This is a genomic window from Lysobacter sp. Root690 (assembly GCF_001427785.1).
Classification (GTDB): Bacteria; Pseudomonadota; Gammaproteobacteria; order Xanthomonadales; family Xanthomonadaceae; genus Lysobacter.
Map to the genome: position 1 here is coordinate 950,394 of NZ_LMHM01000013.1, position 22,415 is coordinate 972,808.

Annotated in this window: 21 protein-coding genes and 1 tRNA gene; 18 read left to right on the forward strand and 4 right to left on the reverse strand. The window is 66.0% G+C overall.

Going from position 1 to position 22,415, the window contains the following annotated elements; translation table 11 throughout:
* Positions 1–181 (forward strand): hypothetical protein (locus tag ASD86_RS27905; RefSeq protein WP_235567774.1); only part of this gene is annotated, 181 nt, incomplete at its 5' end.
* 107 nt (positions 182–288) lie between these two features.
* On the opposite strand, the gene ASD86_RS16130 is transcribed toward ASD86_RS27905, so the two are convergent.
* Positions 289–2,148, reverse strand: a complete 1,860-nt coding sequence (locus tag ASD86_RS16130) for a sulfatase-like hydrolase/transferase (RefSeq protein ID WP_056112529.1) — start codon at positions 2,146–2,148, stop codon at positions 289–291.
* Positions 2,149–2,428: 280 nt separating this feature from the next.
* Between ASD86_RS16130 and ASD86_RS16135 the strand changes: the two genes are divergently transcribed.
* Positions 2,429–3,364 (forward strand): 2-oxoglutarate and iron-dependent oxygenase domain-containing protein, encoded by a 936-nt coding sequence (locus ASD86_RS16135; RefSeq protein ID WP_056112531.1) that lies wholly within the window; start codon positions 2,429–2,431, stop codon positions 3,362–3,364.
* A 116-nt stretch (positions 3,365–3,480) separates the two neighbouring features.
* Here ASD86_RS16135 and ASD86_RS16140 read toward each other — a convergent pair whose 3' ends face one another.
* The 3 genes from ASD86_RS16140 to ASD86_RS16150 all read right to left on the reverse strand — a co-directional run bounded on the left by ASD86_RS16140 (position 3,481) and on the right by ASD86_RS16150 (position 6,820).
* Positions 3,481–4,158, reverse strand: a complete 678-nt coding sequence (locus tag ASD86_RS16140; protein WP_056112855.1) for a DUF6445 family protein — start codon at positions 4,156–4,158, stop codon at positions 3,481–3,483.
* 405 nt (positions 4,159–4,563) lie between these two features.
* Positions 4,564–5,727 carry a hypothetical protein gene (locus tag ASD86_RS16145; RefSeq protein ID WP_056112534.1) on the reverse strand — a complete coding sequence of 388 codons (1,164 nt, stop codon included), beginning with the start codon at positions 5,725–5,727 and terminating at the stop codon, positions 4,564–4,566.
* 550 nt (positions 5,728–6,277) lie between these two features.
* Complete coding sequence (locus tag ASD86_RS16150) at positions 6,278–6,820, reverse strand: DNA-deoxyinosine glycosylase (RefSeq protein ID WP_056112858.1); 543 nt, start codon at positions 6,818–6,820, stop codon at positions 6,278–6,280.
* 181 nt (positions 6,821–7,001) lie between these two features.
* Here ASD86_RS16150 and tpiA point away from each other — a divergent pair, with 181 nt between their 5' ends.
* The 16 genes from tpiA to ASD86_RS16230 all read left to right on the forward strand — a co-directional run bounded on the left by tpiA (position 7,002) and on the right by ASD86_RS16230 (position 22,293).
* Positions 7,002–7,754 (forward strand): triose-phosphate isomerase, encoded by a 753-nt coding sequence (tpiA, locus tag ASD86_RS16155; protein WP_056112537.1) that lies wholly within the window; start codon positions 7,002–7,004, stop codon positions 7,752–7,754.
* Between the two features lie 73 nt (positions 7,755–7,827).
* Positions 7,828–8,364, forward strand: a complete 537-nt coding sequence (gene secG, locus ASD86_RS16160) for a preprotein translocase subunit SecG (RefSeq protein ID WP_056112540.1) — start codon at positions 7,828–7,830, stop codon at positions 8,362–8,364.
* Between the two features lie 125 nt (positions 8,365–8,489).
* Positions 8,490–8,574, forward strand: a tRNA-Leu gene (locus ASD86_RS16165).
* Positions 8,575–8,742: 168 nt separating this feature from the next.
* Positions 8,743–9,099: an NADH-quinone oxidoreductase subunit A gene (locus ASD86_RS16170; protein ID WP_036108557.1), complete on the forward strand. Its 357-nt coding sequence runs from the start codon at positions 8,743–8,745 to the stop codon at positions 9,097–9,099.
* Positions 9,090–9,677, forward strand: a complete 588-nt coding sequence (locus ASD86_RS16175) for an NADH-quinone oxidoreductase subunit B (protein ID WP_056112542.1) — start codon at positions 9,090–9,092, stop codon at positions 9,675–9,677. The genes ASD86_RS16170 and ASD86_RS16175 overlap by 10 nt, the downstream gene beginning before the upstream one ends.
* A complete protein-coding gene (locus ASD86_RS16180; protein ID WP_056112546.1) occupies positions 9,674–10,423 on the forward strand; it encodes an NADH-quinone oxidoreductase subunit C in 750 nt (249 codons plus the stop codon). The genes ASD86_RS16175 and ASD86_RS16180 overlap by 4 nt, the downstream gene beginning before the upstream one ends.
* 20 nt (positions 10,424–10,443) lie before the next feature.
* On the forward strand, positions 10,444–11,733 hold the full coding sequence (locus tag ASD86_RS16185; protein WP_056112862.1) for an NADH-quinone oxidoreductase subunit D: 1,290 nt from the start codon (positions 10,444–10,446) through the stop codon (positions 11,731–11,733).
* A 151-nt stretch (positions 11,734–11,884) separates the two neighbouring features.
* Positions 11,885–12,412, forward strand: coding sequence for an NADH-quinone oxidoreductase subunit NuoE (nuoE, locus tag ASD86_RS16190; protein ID WP_056112548.1), 528 nt, complete (start codon positions 11,885–11,887; stop codon positions 12,410–12,412).
* A gap of 11 nt (positions 12,413–12,423) precedes the next feature.
* Entirely contained in the window at positions 12,424–13,794 is a 1,371-nt protein-coding gene (gene nuoF, locus ASD86_RS16195; RefSeq protein WP_036108553.1) for an NADH-quinone oxidoreductase subunit NuoF, read from the forward strand.
* Positions 13,791–16,022, forward strand: a complete 2,232-nt coding sequence (gene nuoG / locus ASD86_RS16200; RefSeq protein WP_056112552.1) for an NADH-quinone oxidoreductase subunit NuoG — start codon at positions 13,791–13,793, stop codon at positions 16,020–16,022. The genes nuoF and nuoG overlap by 4 nt, the downstream gene beginning before the upstream one ends.
* A 15-nt stretch (positions 16,023–16,037) precedes the next feature.
* On the forward strand, positions 16,038–17,102 hold the full coding sequence (nuoH, locus tag ASD86_RS16205; protein WP_056112555.1) for an NADH-quinone oxidoreductase subunit NuoH: 1,065 nt from the start codon (positions 16,038–16,040) through the stop codon (positions 17,100–17,102).
* A gap of 17 nt (positions 17,103–17,119) precedes the next feature.
* The gene (nuoI, locus tag ASD86_RS16210) at positions 17,120–17,608 is read left to right on the forward strand and encodes an NADH-quinone oxidoreductase subunit NuoI (protein WP_036108548.1); all 489 of its coding nucleotides are present in this window, start codon (positions 17,120–17,122) and stop codon (positions 17,606–17,608) included.
* Positions 17,609–17,616: 8 nt separating this feature from the next.
* Positions 17,617–18,261 carry an NADH-quinone oxidoreductase subunit J gene (locus ASD86_RS16215; protein ID WP_036108546.1) on the forward strand — a complete coding sequence of 215 codons (645 nt, stop codon included), beginning with the start codon at positions 17,617–17,619 and terminating at the stop codon, positions 18,259–18,261.
* Positions 18,258–18,584 (forward strand): NADH-quinone oxidoreductase subunit NuoK, encoded by a 327-nt coding sequence (nuoK, locus tag ASD86_RS16220; protein WP_036108545.1) that lies wholly within the window; start codon positions 18,258–18,260, stop codon positions 18,582–18,584. Before ASD86_RS16215 ends, nuoK begins: the two co-directional genes overlap by 4 nt.
* A 6-nt stretch (positions 18,585–18,590) precedes the next feature.
* A complete protein-coding gene (gene nuoL / locus ASD86_RS16225; protein WP_056112557.1) occupies positions 18,591–20,756 on the forward strand; it encodes an NADH-quinone oxidoreductase subunit L in 2,166 nt (721 codons plus the stop codon).
* Between the two features lie 19 nt (positions 20,757–20,775).
* Entirely contained in the window at positions 20,776–22,293 is a 1,518-nt protein-coding gene (locus tag ASD86_RS16230; RefSeq protein WP_056112562.1) for an NADH-quinone oxidoreductase subunit M, read from the forward strand.
* Positions 22,294–22,415 lie beyond the last annotated feature (122 nt).

Sequence of the window (22,415 nt, forward strand, 5' to 3'; positions counted from 1 at the left end):
AGGGGGGATTCGCTTTTCCTCCAAGCGCACCGCGTCGTGCGCGAAAAACGAATCCCCCGCGCTCCGATTCTTCGCATCCAAACGAACCGGCGCCGGGCGCTCGCCCCCTTTTCCAAAGTGGGCTATAGAGTTCGCGGATCGCCGCCATTACGCCGACGTGCAACGGGCGTCGTTCAATTGAGCGATAGACGACTCACGTTCGCAGCGCACCGATCGAAAACTCCACAGCGCACCGCTCGAAAACATCGAGCACGCAGCTCCAGCGCCCAAGGTTTTGAACACCCAACCTCAGCGCTGCTGAAACCGCGTCAACATCTCCCACGACTGACTCACCGCCGCCGGATCGACCTTCGCGTCCGGCAGCGGCCGGTAGTTGCGATCCACCACAGTCGCCGCGCCGTAGTTGTCGAACAGATAGATCCGGTCGCCCTGGCGGATGCCGCGCTGCGACCAGCTTTCGACCAGCAGCGGCCGCGCGTTCTGGGCCGGGCCGAACAAGTCGCGGCCGGTGCTGTAGTCGTTGGGATCGTTGCGGCAGCCCAGTGCGTGCTGCATCACGGTCGGCACGAAATCCTGATGCGAGGTGGTGTGGCTGAATTTGCGCGGCGGCTTGCCCGGCCAATGAAGCACGAACGGCGTGCGCAACTGGTAGTCGGAAAAATTGCCGTTGTGACCCCAGTAGTTCTGCTTGAGGTCGTTGAACTCTTCGCCGTGATCGCCGGTGATCAACACCACGGTGTTGTCGGCGAAAGGACTGGCCTGCAGGCTCGCCAGGAAATCGCCGATCAGCGAATCGCTGTAATGCACCGCGGTGCGGTAGCGGTTGAAGTCCGGGATCGGGTCGTGGTCCGGGCCGAACTCCAGCGGATTGATCGAGTCGGCCATCGGCTTGAACAGCGGCGGGTAGCCCTTGGGCATGTAATAGGGCTGGTGCGGCGAATCCAGGAACACGAAGCCGAAGAAGCGCTGGTCGGGCCGGGTCGCGGCGAGGTCGCCGCGCAGGCGGTCGATGATGGCGCGGTCGCGTTCGGCGCTGTGGCGTTCGCGCGGGCCGTTGACCACGTGATTGCGCACCTCCGAGAACACGGTGCGGTCGAACTCCGGGTTGTACAGCGGCGCGCTACCGTAGATGTGCATCGCGTAGCCGTCTTTCTTCATCTGGCCGATGAAGGCCGAGCCGCGCTGTTCGGCCAGCATCGGGTGCCAGTAACCGCCGGGCAGGCCGTACAGCAGGCCGAACAGGCCGAACCGGGTCGCGTTGCCGGTGCTGTAGTGATCGTCGAACCACTGCGATTGCTGGGCGTAGCGCCAGGTGTTCGGCATGACGGTCGGATCGAGCGCGTCGTGGCGCAGCGATTCGAGCAGGATCACCACCACGTTGAGCTTGGGCGCGGCCTGACAGTCCAGCGGCTTGCGCGGATACGCCAGCAGGCCCGAGCCGAGCACGGGCAGGGCGGAGTTGGGATTGCTCTTGACCCCGAAGCGGTGCAGCGAATCCTTCAAGGTGATCGGCTGCGCCCACGGGATGTACGGCAACTGCGACAACACCGCGCGATCGCCGCGCGCATCGTAGTAGGCGATCATGGCCTGGCCGAACAGCATCACCGCGAGCGCGACCCACCAGGCCCGCAGGATCTTGACCGCGCCCGGGCGCCGCTCGATCCAGCGCCAGCACAGCCACGCGGCGGCGATTTCCAGGGCCAGCACCGTGCCGATCGCCAGCGCGATCAAGCCCCAGACCGTGCCGGAAAACACCACCTGGTCCTGCATCGCGCCGCCGAACACCATGTTGGCGACCATCGCGTTGAGGTGGAAGCGGTACAGCGCGAACACCTTGGCGTCGGCGACCAGCAGACAGATCCAGGCGGTCTGCAGGATCACCGCGGCGACCGTCATCCAGCTCGCGCGCCGGCTCAAGCGCCCCAGCAGCAACGGGATCAGGCCGAGCAGGGCGCCGAAGAACACGAAGTGGCCGGGCAGGGCCAGGGTCAGGAAGAACGCCGCCTTCCAGTGCTCGGCGAGGTGGGCGAAGGGGATGTTCGAGGCGGCGATCGCGATCGCGACCGCCGCATTGCCCAGGGTGAAGCCGGTCAACCAGGCCAGGGCACGGCGTGCCGGGGTGGCGGGGCGAGCGGCGGGGTCTTGCATGCGGTGCGGGCCTCGGCGGGCAGTGTTGCAACCGGCGGGTATCGCCGGGTCGGGGGCGCGACTTTAGCCTGTCGCACAGCGCTAAAACACCACCTTTGGACGGTCCGTCCGATCTGTTCACGGCTTATGTGCCAACTGGTTCAGGCTCGGGCGATTTCGTTCATCCTCGGGCCGCCCAGCCGACCGCTTTCGATGTGCCGCCAGGTCGGGCTTGCGCGCCGATGGCGGCTTTGAGCGAAGATAGCGGTCTATTCGGACGAGACACCAACAGGACAATCACGTGAGTCAGATTCCCACCCTGGACATTCGCCGCTTCGACACCGACCGCGAGGCGTTCGTCGCCGAACTCGGCGCGGCCTACCGCGAATGGGGCTTCGCCGGCATCAACGGCCACGGCATCCCGGCCGAGCAGATCGATCAGTCCTACGACGTGTTCAAGCGCTTCTTCGCCCTGCCCGAAGAGGTCAAGCGCAAGTACCACGTCGCCGGCGGCGGCGGCGCGCGCGGCTACACCCCGTTCGGGGTCGAGACCGCCAAGGGCGCCAAGCACTTCGACCTCAAGGAGTTCTGGCACGTCGGCCGCGAGATCCCGCGCGACTCCAAGTACGCCGCCGAGATGCCGGCCAACCTGTGGCCCGACGAGATCCCCGAGTTCCGCGAGCAGGCCTATGGCCTGTACACCACGCTGGATAACCTAGGTTCGCGCGTGCTCAGCGCATTGGCCCTGCACATCGGCTTGCCGCAGACGTATTTCGCCGACAAGACCGATTCGGGCAATTCGATCCTGCGCCCGATCCACTACCCGCCGATCACCGCCGACGACATCCCCAACGAGCGCGCCGGCGCGCACGAGGACATCAACCTGATCACCTTGCTGGTCGGCGCCAGCGCCGCCGGCCTGGAAGTGAAGTCGCGCAAGGGCGAGTGGGTGCCGTTCACCGCCGACGCCGACACCATCGTGGTCAACATCGGCGACATGCTGCAGCGCCTGACCAACCACGTGTACCCGTCGACCACCCACCGCGTGGTCAACCCGCCCGGCGAGAAGGCGCGCCAGCCACGTTATTCGACCCCGTTCTTCCTGCACCCGAATCCGGATTTCCTGATCGACGTGCTGCCCTCGACGATCAGCGCCGACAATCCCAGCCGTTATCCCGAGCCGATCACCGCCCAGGGCTATCTGGAAGAGCGCCTGCGCGAGATCAAGCTGAAGTAAGCGTCCGCAGCGATTGCGTTCGTCGCGAAGCCGGCCTTGCGCCGGCTTCGTCATATCCGGCCCCGCGTTGTCCGGCCCCGCGCGAAGCCGCTCGCGGCCGGCTCATCGCGCCCGGCTCAGACCATCCAGAAGAACACCGCGGCCATGCGCATGGTGTCCAGGGTCCGACCCCAGTAGCCGCTGGCGCTGTGGATCAGATTGGCGCGGTACAGCAGCAGCCGGTTGTAGCGGTGCGGGACCACCACGTCCTCGACGAAGGCGTCGGGCGCGACAAAACGCGTGCCGAGGGCTTCGACCAGGTTGGCGTGCGGCGGCGACACGGTGTTGCCGCCGCGCTGGCCGTTGCCCAGGCGCTGGCGATAGAAACCGGTGCCGCAGTGGTCCGGCACCGACGGGTTCAGGTACAGCACCGCCGCATAGCGGCACATCGTGCGCGAGTCGGTGTGCGGGCGCGGCTCGCATTCGTCGATGCCGACCACCTGCACGCAGTTGTGATTGAGGGTCTGGCCGTCCGGCGCGGCGCCGACCCACAGGCGGGTCGCGCCGAGCGCGTCGCGCACCCGGGTCTCGACGATCGCCAGTTCGTCGTCGCTCAGGCCGGGCATGGCGCGCTGCCCGGGCCAGCTTTCGGGTTTGTACGGGTAGCCCTGACTCCAGTCGGTCTTGGCCAGGAAACGGGCGCGCACGCCGTCGGGGTCGGGCAGGACGTCGTCGACGACCCAGTAGTCGCGGCCCGGTGTCGGCTTGCGATAAGGCAGGATCGGCAGCAGCGGACGGGGCGGGGTCGGTTTCATGCCGCCCACTGTAACCACGCCGCCTACCGCCGCTCGCTGGATCGGCATTCTATTTGCGCCGATATTGCGACGTAGCGCCGCATCCTTTGTACGCAGCGTCGGCCGCGGGCGTGTCCGGCGTGTGGATCGTCGGTGACCGCAGTGCTCTTGCCGATGGTCGGGCGCTATGGCCACGAGGCCACCGGACTTCACCGCCGCGGACATGATGAAGCCGGCGCGGTGGCCGGCTTCGTCGAGGTATGGCGGGCATCCTTGCCCCAGCCCGCGGCCTCGATAGTGGGCCGCGCGGCGAGCCCGTCTCCGGGGCCCGATGAGTCGGCCGATCCCTCGGCCGCAAGCGCGATCGTCGCGATGGCGGCGGGCACGATTCCTCGCGCCCGCCGCCACGAGGCGGTCACGCCGCGATCAGCAACCGATCGCGGTGCACAGCGCGACGATGTTGTCGTCGTTGAAGCGAGCGCCCACCCAGGCGGTGCCGAAGGCGCCGATGTGCGGGCCGCTGACCACGCTGTTGACTTGATTGCCGGCGCTGGAGTTAGGCGTGTAGTTGATCAGCCACGCGCCGCCGCTGGCGCCGTAGGTCATGTCGCAGCCCTGCACCACCACGTTGGTGCCTTCCGACGCCGAGTCGTAGGTCTGGCCGGCGCAGATGTTGGTGTACTGCGTGCTCAGGTTGCTGGCGTAGCCGTGCGAGTAGGTGAACAACGAATACGGCTGATTCCAGGCGCGGCCGAGCCAACCGACATAGCTGGTCACCGGAATGCCGCTGACCTGCTCACCGGTCAGCTTGATCACCGCCACGTCCCAGCGGCGGGTGCCCTGGTTGATCCAGTTGGTCGGCACGCGCGCGGTGCTCCAGCCGAACTTGCCGTACGGCGCCTCGCCGTAACGCTCGGCCGGCACGAACAGGAAGTTGGAGTTCCAGCCCGAGCCGAAGGTGTAGACGCAATGCGCCGCGGTGGTCAGCACCGCGGTGCCGCTGGACACCTGCGCGGTGCAGTACGAACCGCTGCCGTCGGGCTTGGTGAAGTACAGCTTGCCGATCTTGTTCCACGGCGCCGCCTTCCACTGGGTGGTGTAGTAGTTGCCCAGGGTGCGGGTGTAGCCGTAGTGCGCGCCGTCCTTCTCCTGCGAGATCGAGACGTCCGGGGCGGCGCCCTGGCGCGCATCCAGCGCGTCGAGCTTGTCCCAGGTGGCACGGAAATGAGTGCGTGCGAGGTAGTTGCCGAACGCCGGCGCGTCGCCGCCCGGCGCGCTGCCGGCGGTACGGATCAGCTTGTCGGTCAGGTCGGCCGAAGCGGCGGGGCCGGCCTTGCTGTCGCGGTCGACCCAGATCACCGGCTTGGCCGCGGCGCGCTGGCGCGCGGTCGCGAACGGGTGGGCCTGGGCGCTCTTGGCGTTGAGCTGCTGCGACTTGGGCGCGTCGATCGAGGCGACGTCGCCGTAGGCGGTACGGATCACTTTTTCGCCGGCCATCGCGAGGGCGGCGGAGGAGAGCAGCGCGATGCCGCTGAGCAAGGCGAGCTTGCGGGACAGACGGCACGGGGGATTGATGCGATGCGACTTCATGATGGTGGAGCTCCTTGTGGTATCGCTTCCATTGGCGATTGACGGGTCGACGACTGTGGCGTTCGGCGCGCTCGACCCGAGCGGCGCGCCGGCGTTGAAACTCCGATCGACGAACGATTGCCGAGTGGCGGGCAACAGCCCGGCCTCCCACGCCGCCTGAAGCGCGGCGCAAGCGATCGTTCGGTGATTGGCGGCCCCCTTGTGGGCGGCTAACCCCAGGAAACGGCGGTGCGCGCGGTCGCAGGACAGCGCGGGAGCGAAGAAAAGCGGCGATCGCGGCCGCGCTGGCCGCCGGTCGGACACGTGTTCATCGGCCGCAAAGCCTTTGCCGGCAAGGGTTCTAGTTCGGTTGTCGGGGTCGAGGCACAAGGCCGCGATGTTTCATCGATGCAACGCGATTTTGGGCGCTGATGCGAGATCGGGCCGATGTGGGCGGCGGCTTGTGTGGGTTTCAGCCCCTGAGCTTTTCGCCCGCCCGGCACGCACCTCGGGTCCGGCAAGCCGCCATGGGCAATCCAAAGCGCGGGAGTGTTGCGATGGATCCGGCCGCTCAGGCCTCGCGCACTGCCACCCCGCCCGCGCGCAACGCCTCGCGCCAAGCGGACAACTTAGCCTCGTAACGCTGCGAGGCATTGGCCGGGCTGGTCGAGGGCAGGCGCAGCAGGGTCAGGTCCGGGCGCGCCAGCGGCTTGAGCACGAACCGACGGAAGCTGGCCTCGGCCTTGGCGCCGTTGAACAGCACCGTGGCGATCCGCGGGTGGCCGGCGAAGAAGCCGGTGAAATCGTTGGCGACCGCGGTGTCGTCGCGGATCGCCGAATCCAGGCTGCCTTCGCGCTCGCACTGGGCCAGCACGTCCCACAGCGCGATTCCGGCCGCGCGCAGGGCCTCGATCCGCCGCGGATACTCCAACTCCGGCCCGGCGCCGATCAGCGCGCCCATGATCGGCCAGAACCGGTTCTGCGGATGCGCGTAGTAGCGGTCGGCGGCCAGCGAGGCCGCGCCGGGCATGCTGCCGAGGATCAGCACCCGCGCCCGCGGCGATCGGATCGGGGCGAAGCTGCGCAGGACGGTCGAATTCGAAGTCGGACTCATGACCATGCAATGGGGACGAAACCGCGCCCGGTAAAGGCGGGGTGGGGCGGTCGGCCACGGGCGTGACGCCGGTCGCGGAGCGCGCCCGTCGACTGCGTCGCGGTTCGCCGCGCCGCGGCCGGGTTCGCCCAAACGCCGCCCAGCCGCTAGACTGCGCCGTCTTCGCACCAAGGGAGTGGCCATGCGCCGCAGAATCGTCGCCGGAAACTGGAAACTGCATGGCAGCCGCGAATTCGCATTCGCCCTGCTCGACGAAGTCGCGGCGCAGACGCCGCCGGCCGGGGTCGAGCGGGTGATCCTGCCGCCGCTGCCGTATCTGGGCGAACTGGTCGAACACTACGGTGAGCGCGGCCTCAACTTCGGCGCGCAGGACGTCAGCAGCAACGTCAAGGGCGCCTACACCGGCGAAGTCTCCGCGACGATGCTCAAGGAAGTCGGCGCGGTCTACGGCCTGGTCGGCCATTCCGAGCGCCGCCAATACCACAACGAAAGCAGCGAACTGGTCGCGCGCAAGTTCGCCGCGGCCAAGGCCGCGGGACTCGTGCCGATCCTGTGCGTGGGCGAGACCCTGAGCGAACGCGAGGACGGCAAGGCGCAGTGGCGCCTGCAGGAACAGCTCGCGCCGATCTTCGAACTGGTCGGCGTGCTCGGCCTGGACGGCGCGATCGTGGCCTACGAACCGGTGTGGGCGATCGGCACCGGCAAAACCGCCAGCCCCGAGCAGGCCCAGGAAATGCACGCATTCATCCGTAGCGAAATCGCGGCGCACGATGCTAGAATTGCTGGCTCGCTACCGATCCTTTATGGCGGTAGCGTGAAAGCCGACAATGCCGCCGCGCTGTTTTCCCAGCCCGACGTCGATGGCGGCCTGGTCGGCGGCGCCTCTCTGGTCGCAGCGGACTTCAACGCCATCGCGGCAGCGGCGGCACCCTGATCGCGACGTTCCGGCGAACCACTCCGGGCCGACGCGGTCGTAACGAGTTCCACCCAGCGAAGAATCCCTAACGATGCTGTTGTTCCTCAACGTCATCTATGTGTTGATCGCGATCGCCATGATCGCGCTGATCCTGATGCAACGCGGCGCGGGAGCGCAGGCGGGCTCGGGTTTCGGCGGCGGTGCGTCGGCGACCGTGTTCGGCGCCCGTGGCTCGTCCAACTTCCTGTCCAAGGCCACCAAGTGGCTGGCGATCGCGTTCTTCGTGATCAGCCTGTTCATGGCCTGGCAGGCGAGTCGCGTCACCACCGCCGCGCCGAAGGCGCTCGATCAGAGCCTGATGAATCAGCAGATCCCGGCGACCAAGGCCGCTCCGGCGACCGGTACTCCGGCCGCGCCCGCGACTGGCGTCCCGGCCGCTCCGACGGGTACGGCTCCGACGAGCACGGCTCCGGCCGGCACCGCGCCGAGCGGCGCGACCCCGCAGGCTCCCTCGGGTCAGGCCGCTCCGGCGCCCACGGGCACGGTTCCGGCCGCGCCGTCGGCGACGCCCGCGCAGGCGCCCGCTCAGCAGGCAGTCCCGGCAAAGCAGCCGGCTACTGGCGGCTGAGATAAACAGGTTAAAATACAGTTCCAGTATCCTGCCTCGGATGGCAGGATCGGTCAGCGATGACCAGGCGGCTTCGCAAAGCGCTTACGAAGTCCAGGCCAGGATGGCCGCAGGTTGGTAGCAGTGCCCAGATGGCGGAATTGGTAGACGCACTACCTTGAGGTGGTAGCGACTTAGGTCGTGGGGGTTCGAGTCCCCCTTTGGGCACCACATCCAACTGTCAGCTTTATCGAGTTATTCGCAACTCGCACCACGGTACGCAGGTGCGGCACGCACGGCGGGCCGCGCCGCGTGTCCACACGACTGGGCGCTGTGGCGCCAAGCCAAGGTCGCGGAAACGCGCCCATGTAGCCGAACAAGTAGCCGAGAGAACACCGCGTGCTGGCCGAATACCTGCCGACTCTGCTGTTCCTGATCGTCGCCGGTGGTATCGGCGTCGCCCTGTTGGTGGTAGGCAATGTGCTCGGGCCCAAGCGCCCGACCGCGGAGAAATTGTCTCCCTACGAATGCGGCTTCGAAGCCTTCGAAGACGCGCGCATGCAATTCGACGTGCGCTATTACCTGATCGCCATCCAGTTCATCATCTTCGATCTGGAAATCATCTTCATCGTGCCCTGGGCCACCGTATTCCGCGACCTCGGTCCGGTCGGGCTCATCGAAATGGGCATTTTCGCCAGCATGCTCCTGCTCGGCTTCGTTTACGTCTGGAAGAAGGGAGCGCTCGAATGGGAGTGATCCAAACCGTCAGCGACACCGTGTCGGGCCTGATGCACAACCCGATTCCGGAAGGACGCCTCGACGACATCCTGCGCCCGGAAGGCGAAAACCCGCTGCTGCAGCAGGGTTTCGTCACCACCAACCTGGACACGCTGTGGAATTGGGCGCGTACCGGGTCGATGTGGCCGATGACCTTCGGCCTGGCCTGCTGCGCGGTCGAGATGATGCACGCCGGCGCCTCGCGCCTGGACCTGGACCGTTACGGCGTGGTGTTCCGCCCGTCGCCGCGCCAGTCCGACGTGATGATCGTGGCCGGTACCCTGGTCAACAAGATGGCCCCGGCGTTGCGCAAGGTCTATGACCAGATGCCCGACCCGAAGTGGGTGATCTCGATGGGCAGCTGCGCCAACGGCGGCGGCTACTATCACTATTCCTACGCCGTGGTGCGTGGCTGCGACCGCGTGGTCCCGGTCGACGTCTACGTGCCGGGCTGCCCGCCGACCGCCGAAGCGCTGGTCTACGGCATCCTGCAGCTGCAGCGCAAGATCCGTCGCGGCACCAACTTCGGCGACAGCAAGCAGGGCGTGCGCGAATGAGCGGCGTTGCTCCGAGCAGCGCGCAGCTTGCCCAGCGCTTGAACGAACGCTTCGCCGGCGCCTCGGTCATCGTGGCGCAGCCGCGCGGCGAGATCACTCTGGAAGTGGCGCCCACCGAATGGCTTGCCGCGGCGCTCGCGCTGCGCGACGAATTCGGTTTCGAACAGTGCGTCGACGTCAGTGGCGTGGATTACCTGAGTTACGGCAGCGACGAGTGGGACACCGACGTGTCCTCGGAAGGCTTCTCGCGTGGCGTGGAAGGCAAGAGCGCCGGCCGTTTCCGCTGGGGCGAGTCGCCCAACGGCGCCGCCGATTCGCTGCCGGCGCGGCGTTTCGCCGCGGTCGCGCATCTGCTGTCGTGTCAGCACAATCAGCGCGTGCGTTTGAAGACGTTCGCGGCCGACGACGATCTGCCCGTGGTTGGTTCGCTGTGCCACATCTGGCCGGGCGTGAATTGGTTCGAACGCGAAGCGTTCGACCTGTACGGCATCGTGTTCGAAGGCCATCCGGACCTGCGCCGGATCCTCACCGACTACGGCTTCGTCGGCCATCCGTTCCGCAAGGATTTCCCGCTGATCGGCAACGTCGAAGTGCGTTACGACGCCGACAAGCGCCGGGTGATCTACGAGCCCGTATCGATCGACCCGCGCGTAGGCGTGCCGCGGGTGATCCGCGATGACGCGCGCTACCAGACCGCCCAAGGCGAGACGGCGCAGCGCGACGCCGCACAAGGCGAGGTGAAGTAATGAGCAACCCCGCCACCGACATGCCGCTCGTCAACAGCGGCACCTCCGGCCTCAACAACGCCGAGATCCGCAACTACACCTTCAACTTCGGTCCCCAGCATCCGGCCGCGCACGGTGTGCTGCGCCTGATCCTGGAAATGGACGGCGAAGTGGTGCAGCGCGCCGATCCGCATATCGGCCTGCTGCATCGCGGCACCGAGAAGTTGGTCGAGTCCAAGCCGTTCAACCAGTCGATCGGTTACATGGATCGCCTGGACTACGTGTCGATGATGTGCAACGAGCACGCTTACGTGCGCGCGATCGAAACCCTGCTGGGGATCGAGGCGCCCGCGCGCGCGCAGTACATCCGCACCTTGTTCGACGAAATCACCCGCATCCTCAATCACCTGATGTGGATCGGTTCCAACGCGCTCGACCTGGGCGCGATGGCGGTGTTCCTGTACGCGTTCCGCGAGCGCGAAGAGCTGATGGACTGCTACGAAGCGGTCTCCGGCGCGCGCATGCACGCGGCGTATTACCGCCCGGGCGGCGTTTACCGCGATCTGCCCGAGCGCATGCCGCAGTACAAGGAATCGCCGTGGAAGAAGGGCGCCGGCCTCAAGCGTTTCAACGCCTGGCGTGAAGGCTCGATGCTCGATTATCTCGACGCCTTCGCCGACGATTTTCCGAAGCGCGTCGACGAATACGAAACCCTGCTGACCGACAACCGCATCTGGAAGCAGCGCACCGTCGGCATCGGCGTGATTCCGCCCGAACAGGCCCTGGCCTGGGGCATGACCGGTCCGATGATCCGCGGCTCGGGCATCGCCTGGGATCTGCGCAAGAAACAGCCCTACGCCAAGTACGCGGAAGTCGATTTCGACATCCCGGTCGGCGTCAACGGCGACTGCTACGACCGCTATCTGGTGCGCGTGGCGGAAATGCGCGAGTCCACCCGCATCATCAAGCAGTGCGTGAAGTGGCTGCGCGCCAATCCCGGCCCCGTGATCGTCGACAACTTCAAGGTCGCCCCGCCCAAGCGCGAGGAGATGAAGGACGACATGGAAGCCTTGATCCATCACTTCAAGCTGTTCTCGGAAGGCTACTGCGTGCCGGCCGGCGAGACCTACGCCGCGGTGGAAGCGCCCAAGGGCGAATTCGGCTGCTACCTGGTCTCCGACGGCGCCAACAAGCCGTTCCGCTGCAAGCTGCGTGCGCCGGGCTTCGCGCATCTGTCGTCGATGGACGAAGTCGTCAAGGGCCACATGCTGGCCGACGTCGTGGCGATGATCGGTACTTACGACATCGTGTTCGGCGAGATCGATCGGTGAAGGCGGGAATCGGGAATTGGGAATCGGGAATCGATAAAGCTGAGGCTGCACGAGTTCGCGCCGAGCATCGATCGCCCCGGATTTTTCGATTCACCGCGTCCCGCTCCAACCGATTCCCGATTCCCAATTCCCGATTCCCGGCTTTACCCCTATGAAAGCGACAGGCAATTTCGAGGCCGCACAGCACGTCGATCCGATGGTGGCACTGTCGGACGGCACGCGCGCGCACATCGACCACTGGCTGGCCAAGTTCCCGCCGGACCGCAAGCGCTCGGCCGTGTTGCAGGGGCTGCATGCGGCGCAGGAGCAGAACGGCGGCTGGCTGACCGATGAGCTGATCGCCGCGGTCGCCAAGTACCTGAGCCTGCCGCCGGTGTGGGCCTACGAGGTCGCGAGCTTCTACTCGATGTTCGAGACCGAGAAGGTCGGCCGCAACAACGTCGCGTTCTGCACCAACATCAGCTGCTGGCTCAACGGCGCCGAGCAACTGGTCGCGCATGCCGAAAAGAAGCTGGGCTGCAAGCTCGGCGAATCCACCGCCGATGGCCGGGTCTTCCTCAAGCGCGAGGAAGAATGCCTGGCCGCGTGCTGCGGCGCGCCGGTGGTCGTCGTCAACGGTCATTACCACGAGAAGCTCGACGCGACGAAAGTCGACGAGCTGCTCGATGGCTTGAAGTGAGGTCGGGCGAGATGGCTCACGGTCACCACGACTATTCCAAGGGCTACGGCCCGGTCGGCCCGGCTCCGCAGGAGCACCAGGTCGTCTATACGACCCTGCACTACGACACGCCGTGGTCGTACGAAAATTATTTGAAGACCGGCGGCTACAGCGCGCTGCGCAAGATCCTGACCGAGAAGACCCCGCAGGACGAGATCATCAACGCGGTCAAGGCCTCGGGCCTGCGCGGCCGCGGCGGCGCGGGCTTCCCGACCGGCCTGAAGTGGAGCTTCATGCCCAAGGGCAGCGGCACCCAGAAGTACATCCTGTGCAACTCGGACGAATCCGAGCCTGGCACCGCCAAGGATCGCGACATCCTGCGCTTCAACCCGCATTCGGTGGTCGAGGGCATGGCGATCGCCTGCTACGCGACCGGTTCGACGGTGGCCTATAACTACCTGCGCGGCGAATTCCATCACGAGCCGTTCGAGCATTTCGAGCAGGCGTTGAAGGAAGCCTACGAGAACGGCTGGCTGGGCAAGAACGTGCTCGGCAGCGGCGTGGACATCGACATCTACGGCGCGCTCGGCGCCGGCGCCTACATCTGCGGCGAAGAAACCGCGCTGATGGAATCGCTGGAAGGCAAGAAGGGCCAGCCGCGCTACAAGCCGCCGTTCCCGGCGAATTTCGGCCTGTTCGGCAAGCCGACCACGATCAACAACACCGAGACCTATGCCTCGGTGCCGGCGATCCTGCGCAATGGCGCGGAGTGGTTCTTGAACCTGGGCAAGCCCAATAACGGCGGCCCGAAGATCTTCTCGGTCTCTGGCCACGTCAATAATCCGGGCAATTTCGAAATCCGCCTGGGCACCCCGTTCGCCGATCTGCTGCAGATGGCCGGCGGCGTGCGTAACGGCAACAAGCTCAAGGCCGTGATTCCCGGCGGTTCGTCGATGAAGGTGCTGCCGGCCGAACAGATGCTGGCCTGCACGATGGACTACGACTCGCTGCAGAAGGCCGGTTCCGGCCTGGGCTCGGGCGCGGTCATCGTGATGGACGAAACCGCCTGCATGGTGCGCGCGTGTCAGCGCATCGCTCGGTTCTATTTCAAGGAAAGCTGCGGCCAATGCACGCCGTGCCGCGAAGGCACCGGCTGGATGTACCGCATGCTGACCCGCATCGTCGACAAGCACGCGACCTTGGAAGACCTGCAGATGCTGCGCGCCGCCGCGGGCCAGATCGAAGGCCACACCATCTGCGCGTTCGGCGAAGCCGCGGCGTGGCCGGTGCAGGGCTTCCTGCATCACTTCTGGGACGAGTTCGAGTACGCGATCGTCAATAAGCGGTTCCTCGTTGATGATCAGGCCGCGGGCACCGTGGTCGAGAAGAAGGTGGCTGCATGAGCGCCCAACCGGTAAACCCCAATCTGCCGCCCGATCACGTCACCGTCTTCATCGACGGCGTCGAGATGGCCGCGCCGAAGGGTTCGATGATCATCCAGGCCGCCGACAAGGCCGGCATTCCGATCCCGCGTTTTTGCTATCACGACAAGCTGGCGATCGCGGCGAACTGCCGCATGTGCCTGGTCGAAGTCGAGAAGATGCCCAAGCCGGCGCCGGCCTGCGCCACCCCGGTCATGGACGGCATGAAGGTCGTCACCCGCAGCGAAAAGGCGTTGAAGTCGCAGCGCAACGTGATGGAGTTCCTGCTGGTCAACCATCCGCTCGACTGCCCGATTTGCGATCAGGGTGGCGAGTGCGAGCTGCAGGACCTGTCGATGGGCTACGGCCGTTCGGTCAGCCGTTTCTCCGAGCGGAAGCGCGTGGTGCCCGATGAGGACATCGGTCCGCTGGTCGCGACCGAGATGACCCGCTGCATCCAGTGCACGCGCTGCGTCCGCTTCACCGCCGAAATCGCCGGTACCTACGAACTCGGCGGCATGTACCGCGGCGAGAACCTGCAGATCGGCACCTTCGACGGCAAGCCGCTGACCACCGAGCTGTCGGGCAACGTCATCGACGTGTGCCCGGTCGGCGCGCTGACCAACAAGGTGTTCCAGTTCAAGGCGCGTCCGTGGGAACTGACCGCGCGCGAGTCGCTCGGTTATCACGACGCGCTCGGCAGCAATCTGTTCCTGCATCTGCGTCGCGGCGACGTGCTGCGCACCGTGCCGCGCGACAACGAAGCGGTCAACGAGTGCTGGCTGTCGGACCGCGACCGCTATTCGCACCAGGGCCTGTACGCGGAAGATCGCGCGCAGCGTCCACTGGTGAAGGACAACGGCGAGTGGCGCGAGGCGTCGTGGGACGAAGCGCTGGCGCGCGCGGCGAAGATCCTGCACGACAACGCCGGCGACAACCTCGGCGTGCTCGCGCATCCGGCGACCTCGAACGAAGAGGGCGCGCTGCTCGCGCGCCTGGCCGAAGCACTGGGTACCGGCAATATCGATCACCGCATCTCGCAGCACGATCTGTCCGACGCCGCGGTCGCCGAAACCTTCGCCATGCCGGTCGCCGAGATCGACCAGGCCGATGTCGTGGTGATCGTCGGCAGCAACCTGCGCCACGAGCTGCCGCTGGTGCATCAGCGTATCCGCAAGGCGTTCACTCGCGGCGCCAAGATCCACGTGGTCAACCCGGTCGATTTCGACTTCACCTTCGACATCGCCAGCAAGCGCATCGTCGCGCCGTCGCAGCTCGCCGCCGCGCTCGGCGACGACACGCTGCGCGAAGTCGCCAAGGCCGGCAACCACGTCGCGATCATCGTCGGCGCGCTGGCCGAAAACGGCCCGTACGCGGCCGCGATCCGCGCCGCGGCCGCGTCGTTCGCCGATGCTACCGGCGCCAAGCTGTGCCGCATTCCGCAGGGCGCCAACGCGGTCGGTCTCGCCCAATACGGCGTGCTGCCGAGTTCGCGCGACGCCGCCGGCATGCTCAGCGATGCGCGCGGCGCCTATGTGATCTACGGCATCGAGCCGGGTCTGGATTTCGCCGACACCCAAAGCGCGCTGCGCGCGCTCGGCGCGGCCCAGGTCGTGGCCTTCAGCCACTACGCCTGCCGTTCGACCAAGGCCGTGGCCGACGTGATCCTGCCGATCGGTCTGCTGCCCGAGGTCGATGCGACCTTGACCAATCTCGACGGCATCGCCCAGAACGCAGCGGCCGGCGGCAAGCTGCCGGGCGAAGCGCGTCCGGGCTGGCGCGTGCTGCGCGCGCTCGGCGGCGAGTTGAACGCCGATGGTTTCGCCTTCACCGATCTGGCCGGTCTGCGCGCCGGCATCGCGCCACGCGCCGTCACTCCGGCCGCGGGCCGCGCGCCGACAGTGGCGGGCGAGGGGCTGGAAGTCGCGGTGTCGACCGCGATCTACCGCAGCGACGCCACCGTGCGCCGTGCGCCGGCGCTGCAATCGCATCCGCTCAACCTGGAACCGCGCGCCGTGCTCAATCCCAACGATGCGGCCGCGCTCGGTTTCGGCGACGGCATGGTCGGCAAGTTCAGCGCCGACGCCGGCACGGCGACACTGCCGGTGGTGCTCAGCGCGCAGGTCGCGCCGGGCACGGTATGGATCGAAAGCGGGCATGGCGCCACCGCACCGCTGGGTGCCGGCCGCGTGCAGGCGGGGAGGGCTTAAACCATGGCCGATGGAATGTTCTTCACCCAGGTCGTCGACCCGACGCGCGAATGGTTCCTGTCGTTCGGCATGGCCGGCGCGGTGGCCTGGATCGTGCTCAAGATCCTGCTGATCGCGATGCCGGTGATCATCACCGTCGCGTTCTACGTGGTCTGGGAACGCAAGCTGATCGGCTGGATGCACGTGCGCCGCGGTCCGATGTACGTCGGCATGGGCATCCTGCAAGCGTTCGCCGACGTGTTCAAACTGCTGTTCAAGGAAGTGATCCAGCCGGCCAAGGCCGAGCCGTTCCTGTACAAGCTCGCGCCGCTGCTGACCCTGGCGCCCGCGTTCGCGGCCTGGGCGGTGGTGCCGTTCGACGCGAAAGCGGTGCTGTCGAACGCCAACGCCGGCCTGCTGTATCTGCTGGCGATGACCTCGCTGGGCGTGTACGGCATCATCCTCGCCGGCTGGGCGTCGAACTCGAAGTACGCCTTCCTCGGCGCGATGCGCGCCGCCGCGCAGGTCGTGTCCTACGAAATCGCCATGGGCTTCGCCATGGTCGGCGTGATGGTCGGCGCCGGCAGCCTGAATCTCACCGACATCGTGATGGCGCAGTCCGGCAACGCCGGCGCACTGGAATGGTTCGCGCTGCCGATGCTGCCGCTGTTCGTGGTGTATTTCATTTCCGGCGTGGCCGAGACCAACCGCGCGCCGTTCGACGTGGTCGAGGGCGAGTCGGAAATCGTCGCCGGTCACATGGTCGAGTATTCGGGTTCGGCGTTCGCGCTGTTCTTCCTGGCCGAATACGCCAACATGATCCTGATCAGCTTCCTGACCGCGCTGTTCTTCCTCGGCGGCTGGCTGAGCCCGTTCCAGGGCCTGGGCATTCCGTTCCTGTCGGTCGACGGCTGGTGGTGGCTGTTCGCAAAGGTGTTCTTCTTCGCCAGCTGCTTCATCTGGTTCCGTGCTTCGTTCCCGCGCTACCGCTATGACCAGATCATGCGGCTGGGCTGGAAGGTCTTCATCCCGCTGACCATCGCCTGGATCTGCGTAGTCGCCGTCATGGCGTACTACAAAGTGTTCCTGCCGAACGTGTAAGGACAGGCATCCTCGACATGAATCGCATCGTTTCCTACTTCAAGAGTCTGCTCCTGATCGAGCTGATGCAGGGCCTCGGGCTGACGCTCAAGTACCTGTTCAAGCCCAAGTACACGCTGATGTACCCGATGGAGAAGACCCCGCAGTCGCCGCGTTTCCGCGGCATCCACGCGCTGCGCCGTTATCCCAACGGCGAAGAGCGCTGCATCGCCTGCAAGCTGTGCGAAGCGGTGTGTCCGGCGCTGGCGATCACCATCGACTCGGAAAAGCGCGCGGACGGCACCCGCCGCACCACGCGTTACGACATCGACCTGTTCAAGTGCATTTTCTGCGGGTTCTGCGAGGAGTCGTGCCCGGTCGACTCGATCGTGGAAACGCATATCCACGAATACCACTTCGAACAGCGCGGACAGAACATCGTCACCAAACCGCAGCTGCTGGCGATCGGCGACCGTCTCGAGACCGAGATCGCCGAGCGCCGCGCCGCCGACGCCGCCTTCCGCTGAGTACTGATATGGATCTCGCCCAGATCGCCTTCTTCGTCTTCGCCGCCGCGGCCACGCTGTCCGCCGTGGCCGTGATCAGCGTCAAGAACCCGGTCCATGCCGCGCTCAGCCTGGTGCTGACGTTCTTCTCGGTCGCCTGCGTGTGGATCATCGCCGGCGCCGAATTCCTCGGCGTGGCCCTGATCCTGGTCTACGTCGGCGCGGTGATGGTGCTGTTCCTGTTCGTGGTGATGATGCTCGACATCGACGTCGCGCCGCTGCGGGAAGGCTACGTGCGCTACTTGCCGGTCGGCCTGCTGGTCGCGGTGGTGATGCTGGTGGAGATGGTCACCCTGATCGGAGTCAAGGCCAGCATCGTCGCGCCGCTGACCGCCGACGCCTCGGGCGGTTCCAACACCAAGTGGCTGGCGATGGCGTTGTTCACCGACTTCCTGCTGCCGTTCGAGGTCGCCGCGGTGATCCTGACCGTGGCGGTGATCGCCGCGGTGATGCTGACACTGCGCCGCCGCCCCGGCGCCAAGCACCAGAATCCGAGCGAGCAGTCGCGGGTCCGCGCCAGCGACCGCGTGCGCATGATCAAGATGGACGCGACGAAGCCGGCCGTGGTCGAACCCACGCCCGCCGAGCCCGCCGCGCAGGAGGCCAAGCCATGAACGAATTCATCGGGTCGGGTCTAGCCCTCGGCCACTATCTGGCCTTGGGCGCGGTGCTGTTCTGCATCAGCGTCGCCGGCATCTTCCTCAATCGCAAGAACGTGATCGTGCTGCTGATGTCGATCGAGCTGATGTTGCTCGCGGTCAACATCAATTTCGTCGCGTTCTCGCGCCAGTTGGCCGATCCGGCCGGTCAGGTGTTCGTGTTCTTCATCCTCACCGTCGCCGCCGCCGAGGCCGCCATCGGCCTGGCGATCCTGGTCACGCTGTTCCGCAACCGGCGCACGATCAACGTCGCTGAAATCGACACGATGAAGGGCTGATCCGGCATGGAACCCGCAATCTCCAAGTCCATCCTGCTCGCGATCGTGCTGGCGCCGCTGCTCGGCGCCATCATCGCCGGCCTGTTCGGACGCAAAGTCGGCCGCGCCGGCTCGCACACGATCACCATCCTCGGCGTCGCGGCCAGCTGCGCGATGTCGATGTATGTGCTGTGGCAACTGGCCGGGCAGGGCGCCTCGCCGTTCAACGAGAACGTCTACACCTGGTTCCAGATCGGCGGTTATGAGGCCCACGTCGGCTTCATGGTCGACAAGCTGACCGCGATGATGATGGTGGTCGTCACCTTCGTCTCGCTGCTGGTCCACATCTACACCATCGGCTATATGGCCGAGGACCCTGGTTACCAGCGCTTCTTCAGCTACATCTCGCTGTTCACCTTCTCGATGCTCATGCTGGTCATGAGCAACAACTTCCTGCAGCTGTTCTTCGGCTGGGAAGCGGTGGGCCTGGTGTCGTACCTGCTGATCGGTTTCTGGTTCAAGAAGCCGACCGCGGTGTTCGCCAACATGAAGGCGTTCCTGGTCAACCGCGTCGGCGACTTCGGCTTCCTGCTCGGCATCGCCGGTGTGCTGTCGATCCTGGGTTCGCTCGACTACGGCACCGTGTTCGCCAACGCCGGCACGCTGGCCGACAAGACCATTCCGGTCTGGAGCGGCAGCCTGAGCCTGTTCGGCCACACCTGGACCTTGCTGGACCAGCCGGTCGAATGGTCGGCGCCGACCGCGATCTGCATCTGTCTGTTCATCGGCGCGATGGGCAAGTCGGCGCAGGTTCCGCTGCACGTGTGGCTGCCTGATTCGATGGAAGGCCCGACTCCGATCTCGGCGCTGATCCACGCCGCGACGATGGTGACCGCCGGCATCTTCATGGTCGCGCGCATGTCGCCGCTGTTCGAGATGTCGCAGACCGCGCTCAACTTCGTGCTGTTCATCGGCGCCACCACCGCGTTCTGGACCGGCCTGATCGGCATCGTGCAGAACGACATCAAACGCGTGGTCGCGTACTCGACCCTGTCGCAGCTGGGCTACATGACCGTCGCGCTCGGCGTGTCGGCATACTCGGCCGCGGTGTATCACCTGATGACCCACGCCTTCTTCAAGGCGCTGCTGTTTCTGGCCGCCGGCTCGGTCATCATCGGCATGCACCACGAGCAGGACATGCGCAAGATGGGCGGACTGCGCAAGTACATGCCGATCACCTACTGGACCAGTCTGCTCGGCACGCTGGCGTTGGTCGGCACGCCGTTCTTCGCCGGCTTCTACTCGAAGGACACCATCATCGAAGCCGCCGCGCATGCCGCGCACGGCGAGCACGCCAGCTGGATCTCGCAGTACGCCTACTGGGCGGTGCTGCTGGGCGCCTTCGTGACCGCGTTCTACAGCTTCCGCTTGCTGTACATGACCTTCCACGGCAAGGAGCGTTTCCGCGACGCGCATGCCGGGCACGGTCACGACGACGCACATGCGCATGACGACCATGCCGCGCATGCGCACGACGACCACGGCAAGCACGACGATCATGCCCACGGTCACCATGGCGCGCACGAGCCGCACGAATCGCCTTGGGTGGTGACCCTGCCGCTGATCCTGCTGGCGATCCCGTCGGTGCTGATCGGCTTCTTCACCGCCGGCCCGATGCTGTTCGGCACCGACTGGCTCGGTCACGAGAAGCAGCTGCCGTTCTTCCTCGGCGCGATCGACCTGTCGGCCGCGCGCGACACCATCGCCCAGGTCGGCGAAGAAGCCTGGCACGGCCCGATCAAGTTCGCGCTGCACGGCTTCACCGCGCCGGCGTTCTGGCTCGCCTTCTCCGGCTTCGCGCTGGCCACGATCATGTACCTGTGGAAGCCGGAACTTCCGGCCAAGGCCGCCAAGCTGTTCAAGCTGCCGATCCGCATCCTGGAAAACAAATACGGCATGGACAATCTCTGGATCGACGGCTTCGCCGGCGGCGGCATGCAGGTCGGCAAGGCCTCGCGCGCGATCGACAGCAAGCTGATCGACGGCGCGATCGTCAACGGCAGCGCCGGTCTGGTCGGCTTCATCGCCAACCTGACCCGCCGGGTCCAGTCCGGTTACCTCTACCACTACGCCTTCGCGATGATTATCGGCCTGATTGTGCTTCTGGCCGTCGTCATCCGGTTCTGGCAATAACCACACAAGGACCCGAGACGTGAGCCCCGTGCCCTTGCTTAGCCTCCTGATCTGGCTGCCGATTCTCGGCGGCTTCGCCACCCTCGCGTTCGGCAACGAACGCGCCAACGCCGCGCGCTGGTTCGCGCTGGTCGTGGCCATCGTCACCTTCGGCCTGAGCCTGACGATGTTCACCCATGGCGACTTCACCAGCGCGACGATGCAACTGGTCGAACAGCGCGCGTGGATTCCCAGCTATGACATCCGCTATCACCTCGGCGCGGACGGCATCTCGGCGGCGCTGATCGCGTTGACCACGCTGACCTCGACCCTGGTGCTGATCAGCGCCTGGACTTCGATCGACAAGCGCGTCAGCCAGTACTACGCCGCGTTCCTGATCCTCGAAGGCCTGATGGTCGGCGTGTTCTCGGCGCTGGACTCGCTGCTGTTCTACGTCTTCTTCGAAGGCATGCTGATCCCGATGTTCATCATCATCGGCGTGTGGGGCGGTCCGCGCCGCGTGTACGCGTCGGTGAAGTTCTTCCTGTACACCTTCCTAGGCTCGGTGTTCATGCTGGTCGGGTTGATCTACCTGTACCTCAAGGGCGGCAGCTGGCAGCTCGCGGACATGTACGCGCTGCAGCTCACCGCGACCGAGCAGATGTGGATCTTCTTCGGTTTCCTGATCGCGTTCGCGGTCAAGGTGCCGATGTTCCCGGTCCACACCTGGTTGCCGGACGCGCACGTGGAAGCGCCGACCGCCGGTTCGGTGATCCTGGCGGCGATCATGTTGAAGATCGGCGGCTACGGTTTCCTGCGCTTCGTCCTGCCGATCGTGCCCGATGCCGGCCACGAGTACGCCGGGCTGGTGATCGGCCTGAGCCTGATCGCGATCATCTACGTCGGCCTGGTCGCGTTGGTCCAGGAGGACATGAAGAAGCTGATCGCGTATTCGTCGGTCTCGCACATGGGCTTCGTCACCCTGGGCACCTTCATCGCCTTCACCCTGGTCCATAACGGCGACGTCCACGGCAGCGATGCCGCGCGCCTGGGCCTGCAGGGCGCGATGGTGCAGATGATCAGCCACGGCTTCGTGTCGGGCGCGATGTTCACCTGCGTCGGCGTGCTGTACGACCGCATGCACAGCCGCATGATCAAGGATTACGGCGGCGTGGCCAATGTCATGCCGTGGTTCGCCGCGTTCGTGGTGCTGTTCGCGATGGCCAACTCCGGTCTGCCGGGCACCTCGGGTTTCGTCGGCGAGTTCATGGTGATCCTGGCTTCGTTCCAGGCCCATCCGCTGATCGCCTTCGGCGCGGCGACCACGCTGATCGTCGGCGCGGGCTACACGCTGTGGCTGGTCAAGCGAGTGATCTGGGGCGAAGTGGGCAACGCGCACGTCGCCGAGCTGGAAGACATCAACCCGCGCGAAGCCTTCGTGCTGGGTGTGTTCGCGGCCGGTGTGCTGGTGCTCGGCCTGTGGCCCAAGCCGCTGACCGACCTGATGGAACCGGCGATCGCCAATCTCGCCACCCAGATCGTCGCCAGCAAGTTGTAAGCGCTGCGCGGGCCTCGGCCCGCGCGGTGGAGAAATGAGTAGAAGCGAGCAGTGAGGAACGAGTTGGAAGCGCGGACGCCGCAGCTCACTTCTCACTCCTCTGAACTCGTTCCTAGAGCAAG

Coding starts and splice junctions, on each gene's coding strand:
- nuoF (WP_036108553.1), top strand. CDS start 12,424: ATGGCTCACGGTCACCACGACTATTCCAAGGGCTACGGCCCGGTCGGC.
- nuoE (WP_056112548.1), top strand. CDS start 11,885: ATGAAAGCGACAGGCAATTTCGAGGCCGCACAGCACGTCGATCCGATG.
- nuoI (WP_036108548.1), top strand. CDS start 17,120: ATGAATCGCATCGTTTCCTACTTCAAGAGTCTGCTCCTGATCGAGCTG.
- ASD86_RS16180 (WP_056112546.1), top strand. CDS start 9,674: ATGAGCGGCGTTGCTCCGAGCAGCGCGCAGCTTGCCCAGCGCTTGAAC.
- ASD86_RS16175 (WP_056112542.1), top strand. CDS start 9,090: ATGGGAGTGATCCAAACCGTCAGCGACACCGTGTCGGGCCTGATGCAC.
- nuoK (WP_036108545.1), top strand. CDS start 18,258: ATGAACGAATTCATCGGGTCGGGTCTAGCCCTCGGCCACTATCTGGCC.
- ASD86_RS16215 (WP_036108546.1), top strand. CDS start 17,617: ATGGATCTCGCCCAGATCGCCTTCTTCGTCTTCGCCGCCGCGGCCACG.
- tpiA (WP_056112537.1), top strand. CDS start 7,002: ATGCGCCGCAGAATCGTCGCCGGAAACTGGAAACTGCATGGCAGCCGC.
- ASD86_RS16145 (WP_056112534.1), bottom strand. CDS start 5,727: ATGAAGTCGCATCGCATCAATCCCCCGTGCCGTCTGTCCCGCAAGCTC.
- nuoH (WP_056112555.1), top strand. CDS start 16,038: ATGTTCTTCACCCAGGTCGTCGACCCGACGCGCGAATGGTTCCTGTCG.
- ASD86_RS16130 (WP_056112529.1), bottom strand. CDS start 2,148: ATGCAAGACCCCGCCGCTCGCCCCGCCACCCCGGCACGCCGTGCCCTG.
- nuoG (WP_056112552.1), top strand. CDS start 13,791: ATGAGCGCCCAACCGGTAAACCCCAATCTGCCGCCCGATCACGTCACC.
- secG (WP_056112540.1), top strand. CDS start 7,828: ATGCTGTTGTTCCTCAACGTCATCTATGTGTTGATCGCGATCGCCATG.
- nuoL (WP_056112557.1), top strand. CDS start 18,591: ATGGAACCCGCAATCTCCAAGTCCATCCTGCTCGCGATCGTGCTGGCG.
- ASD86_RS16140 (WP_056112855.1), bottom strand. CDS start 4,158: ATGAAACCGACCCCGCCCCGTCCGCTGCTGCCGATCCTGCCTTATCGC.
- ASD86_RS16185 (WP_056112862.1), top strand. CDS start 10,444: ATGCCGCTCGTCAACAGCGGCACCTCCGGCCTCAACAACGCCGAGATC.
- ASD86_RS16150 (WP_056112858.1), bottom strand. CDS start 6,820: ATGAGTCCGACTTCGAATTCGACCGTCCTGCGCAGCTTCGCCCCGATC.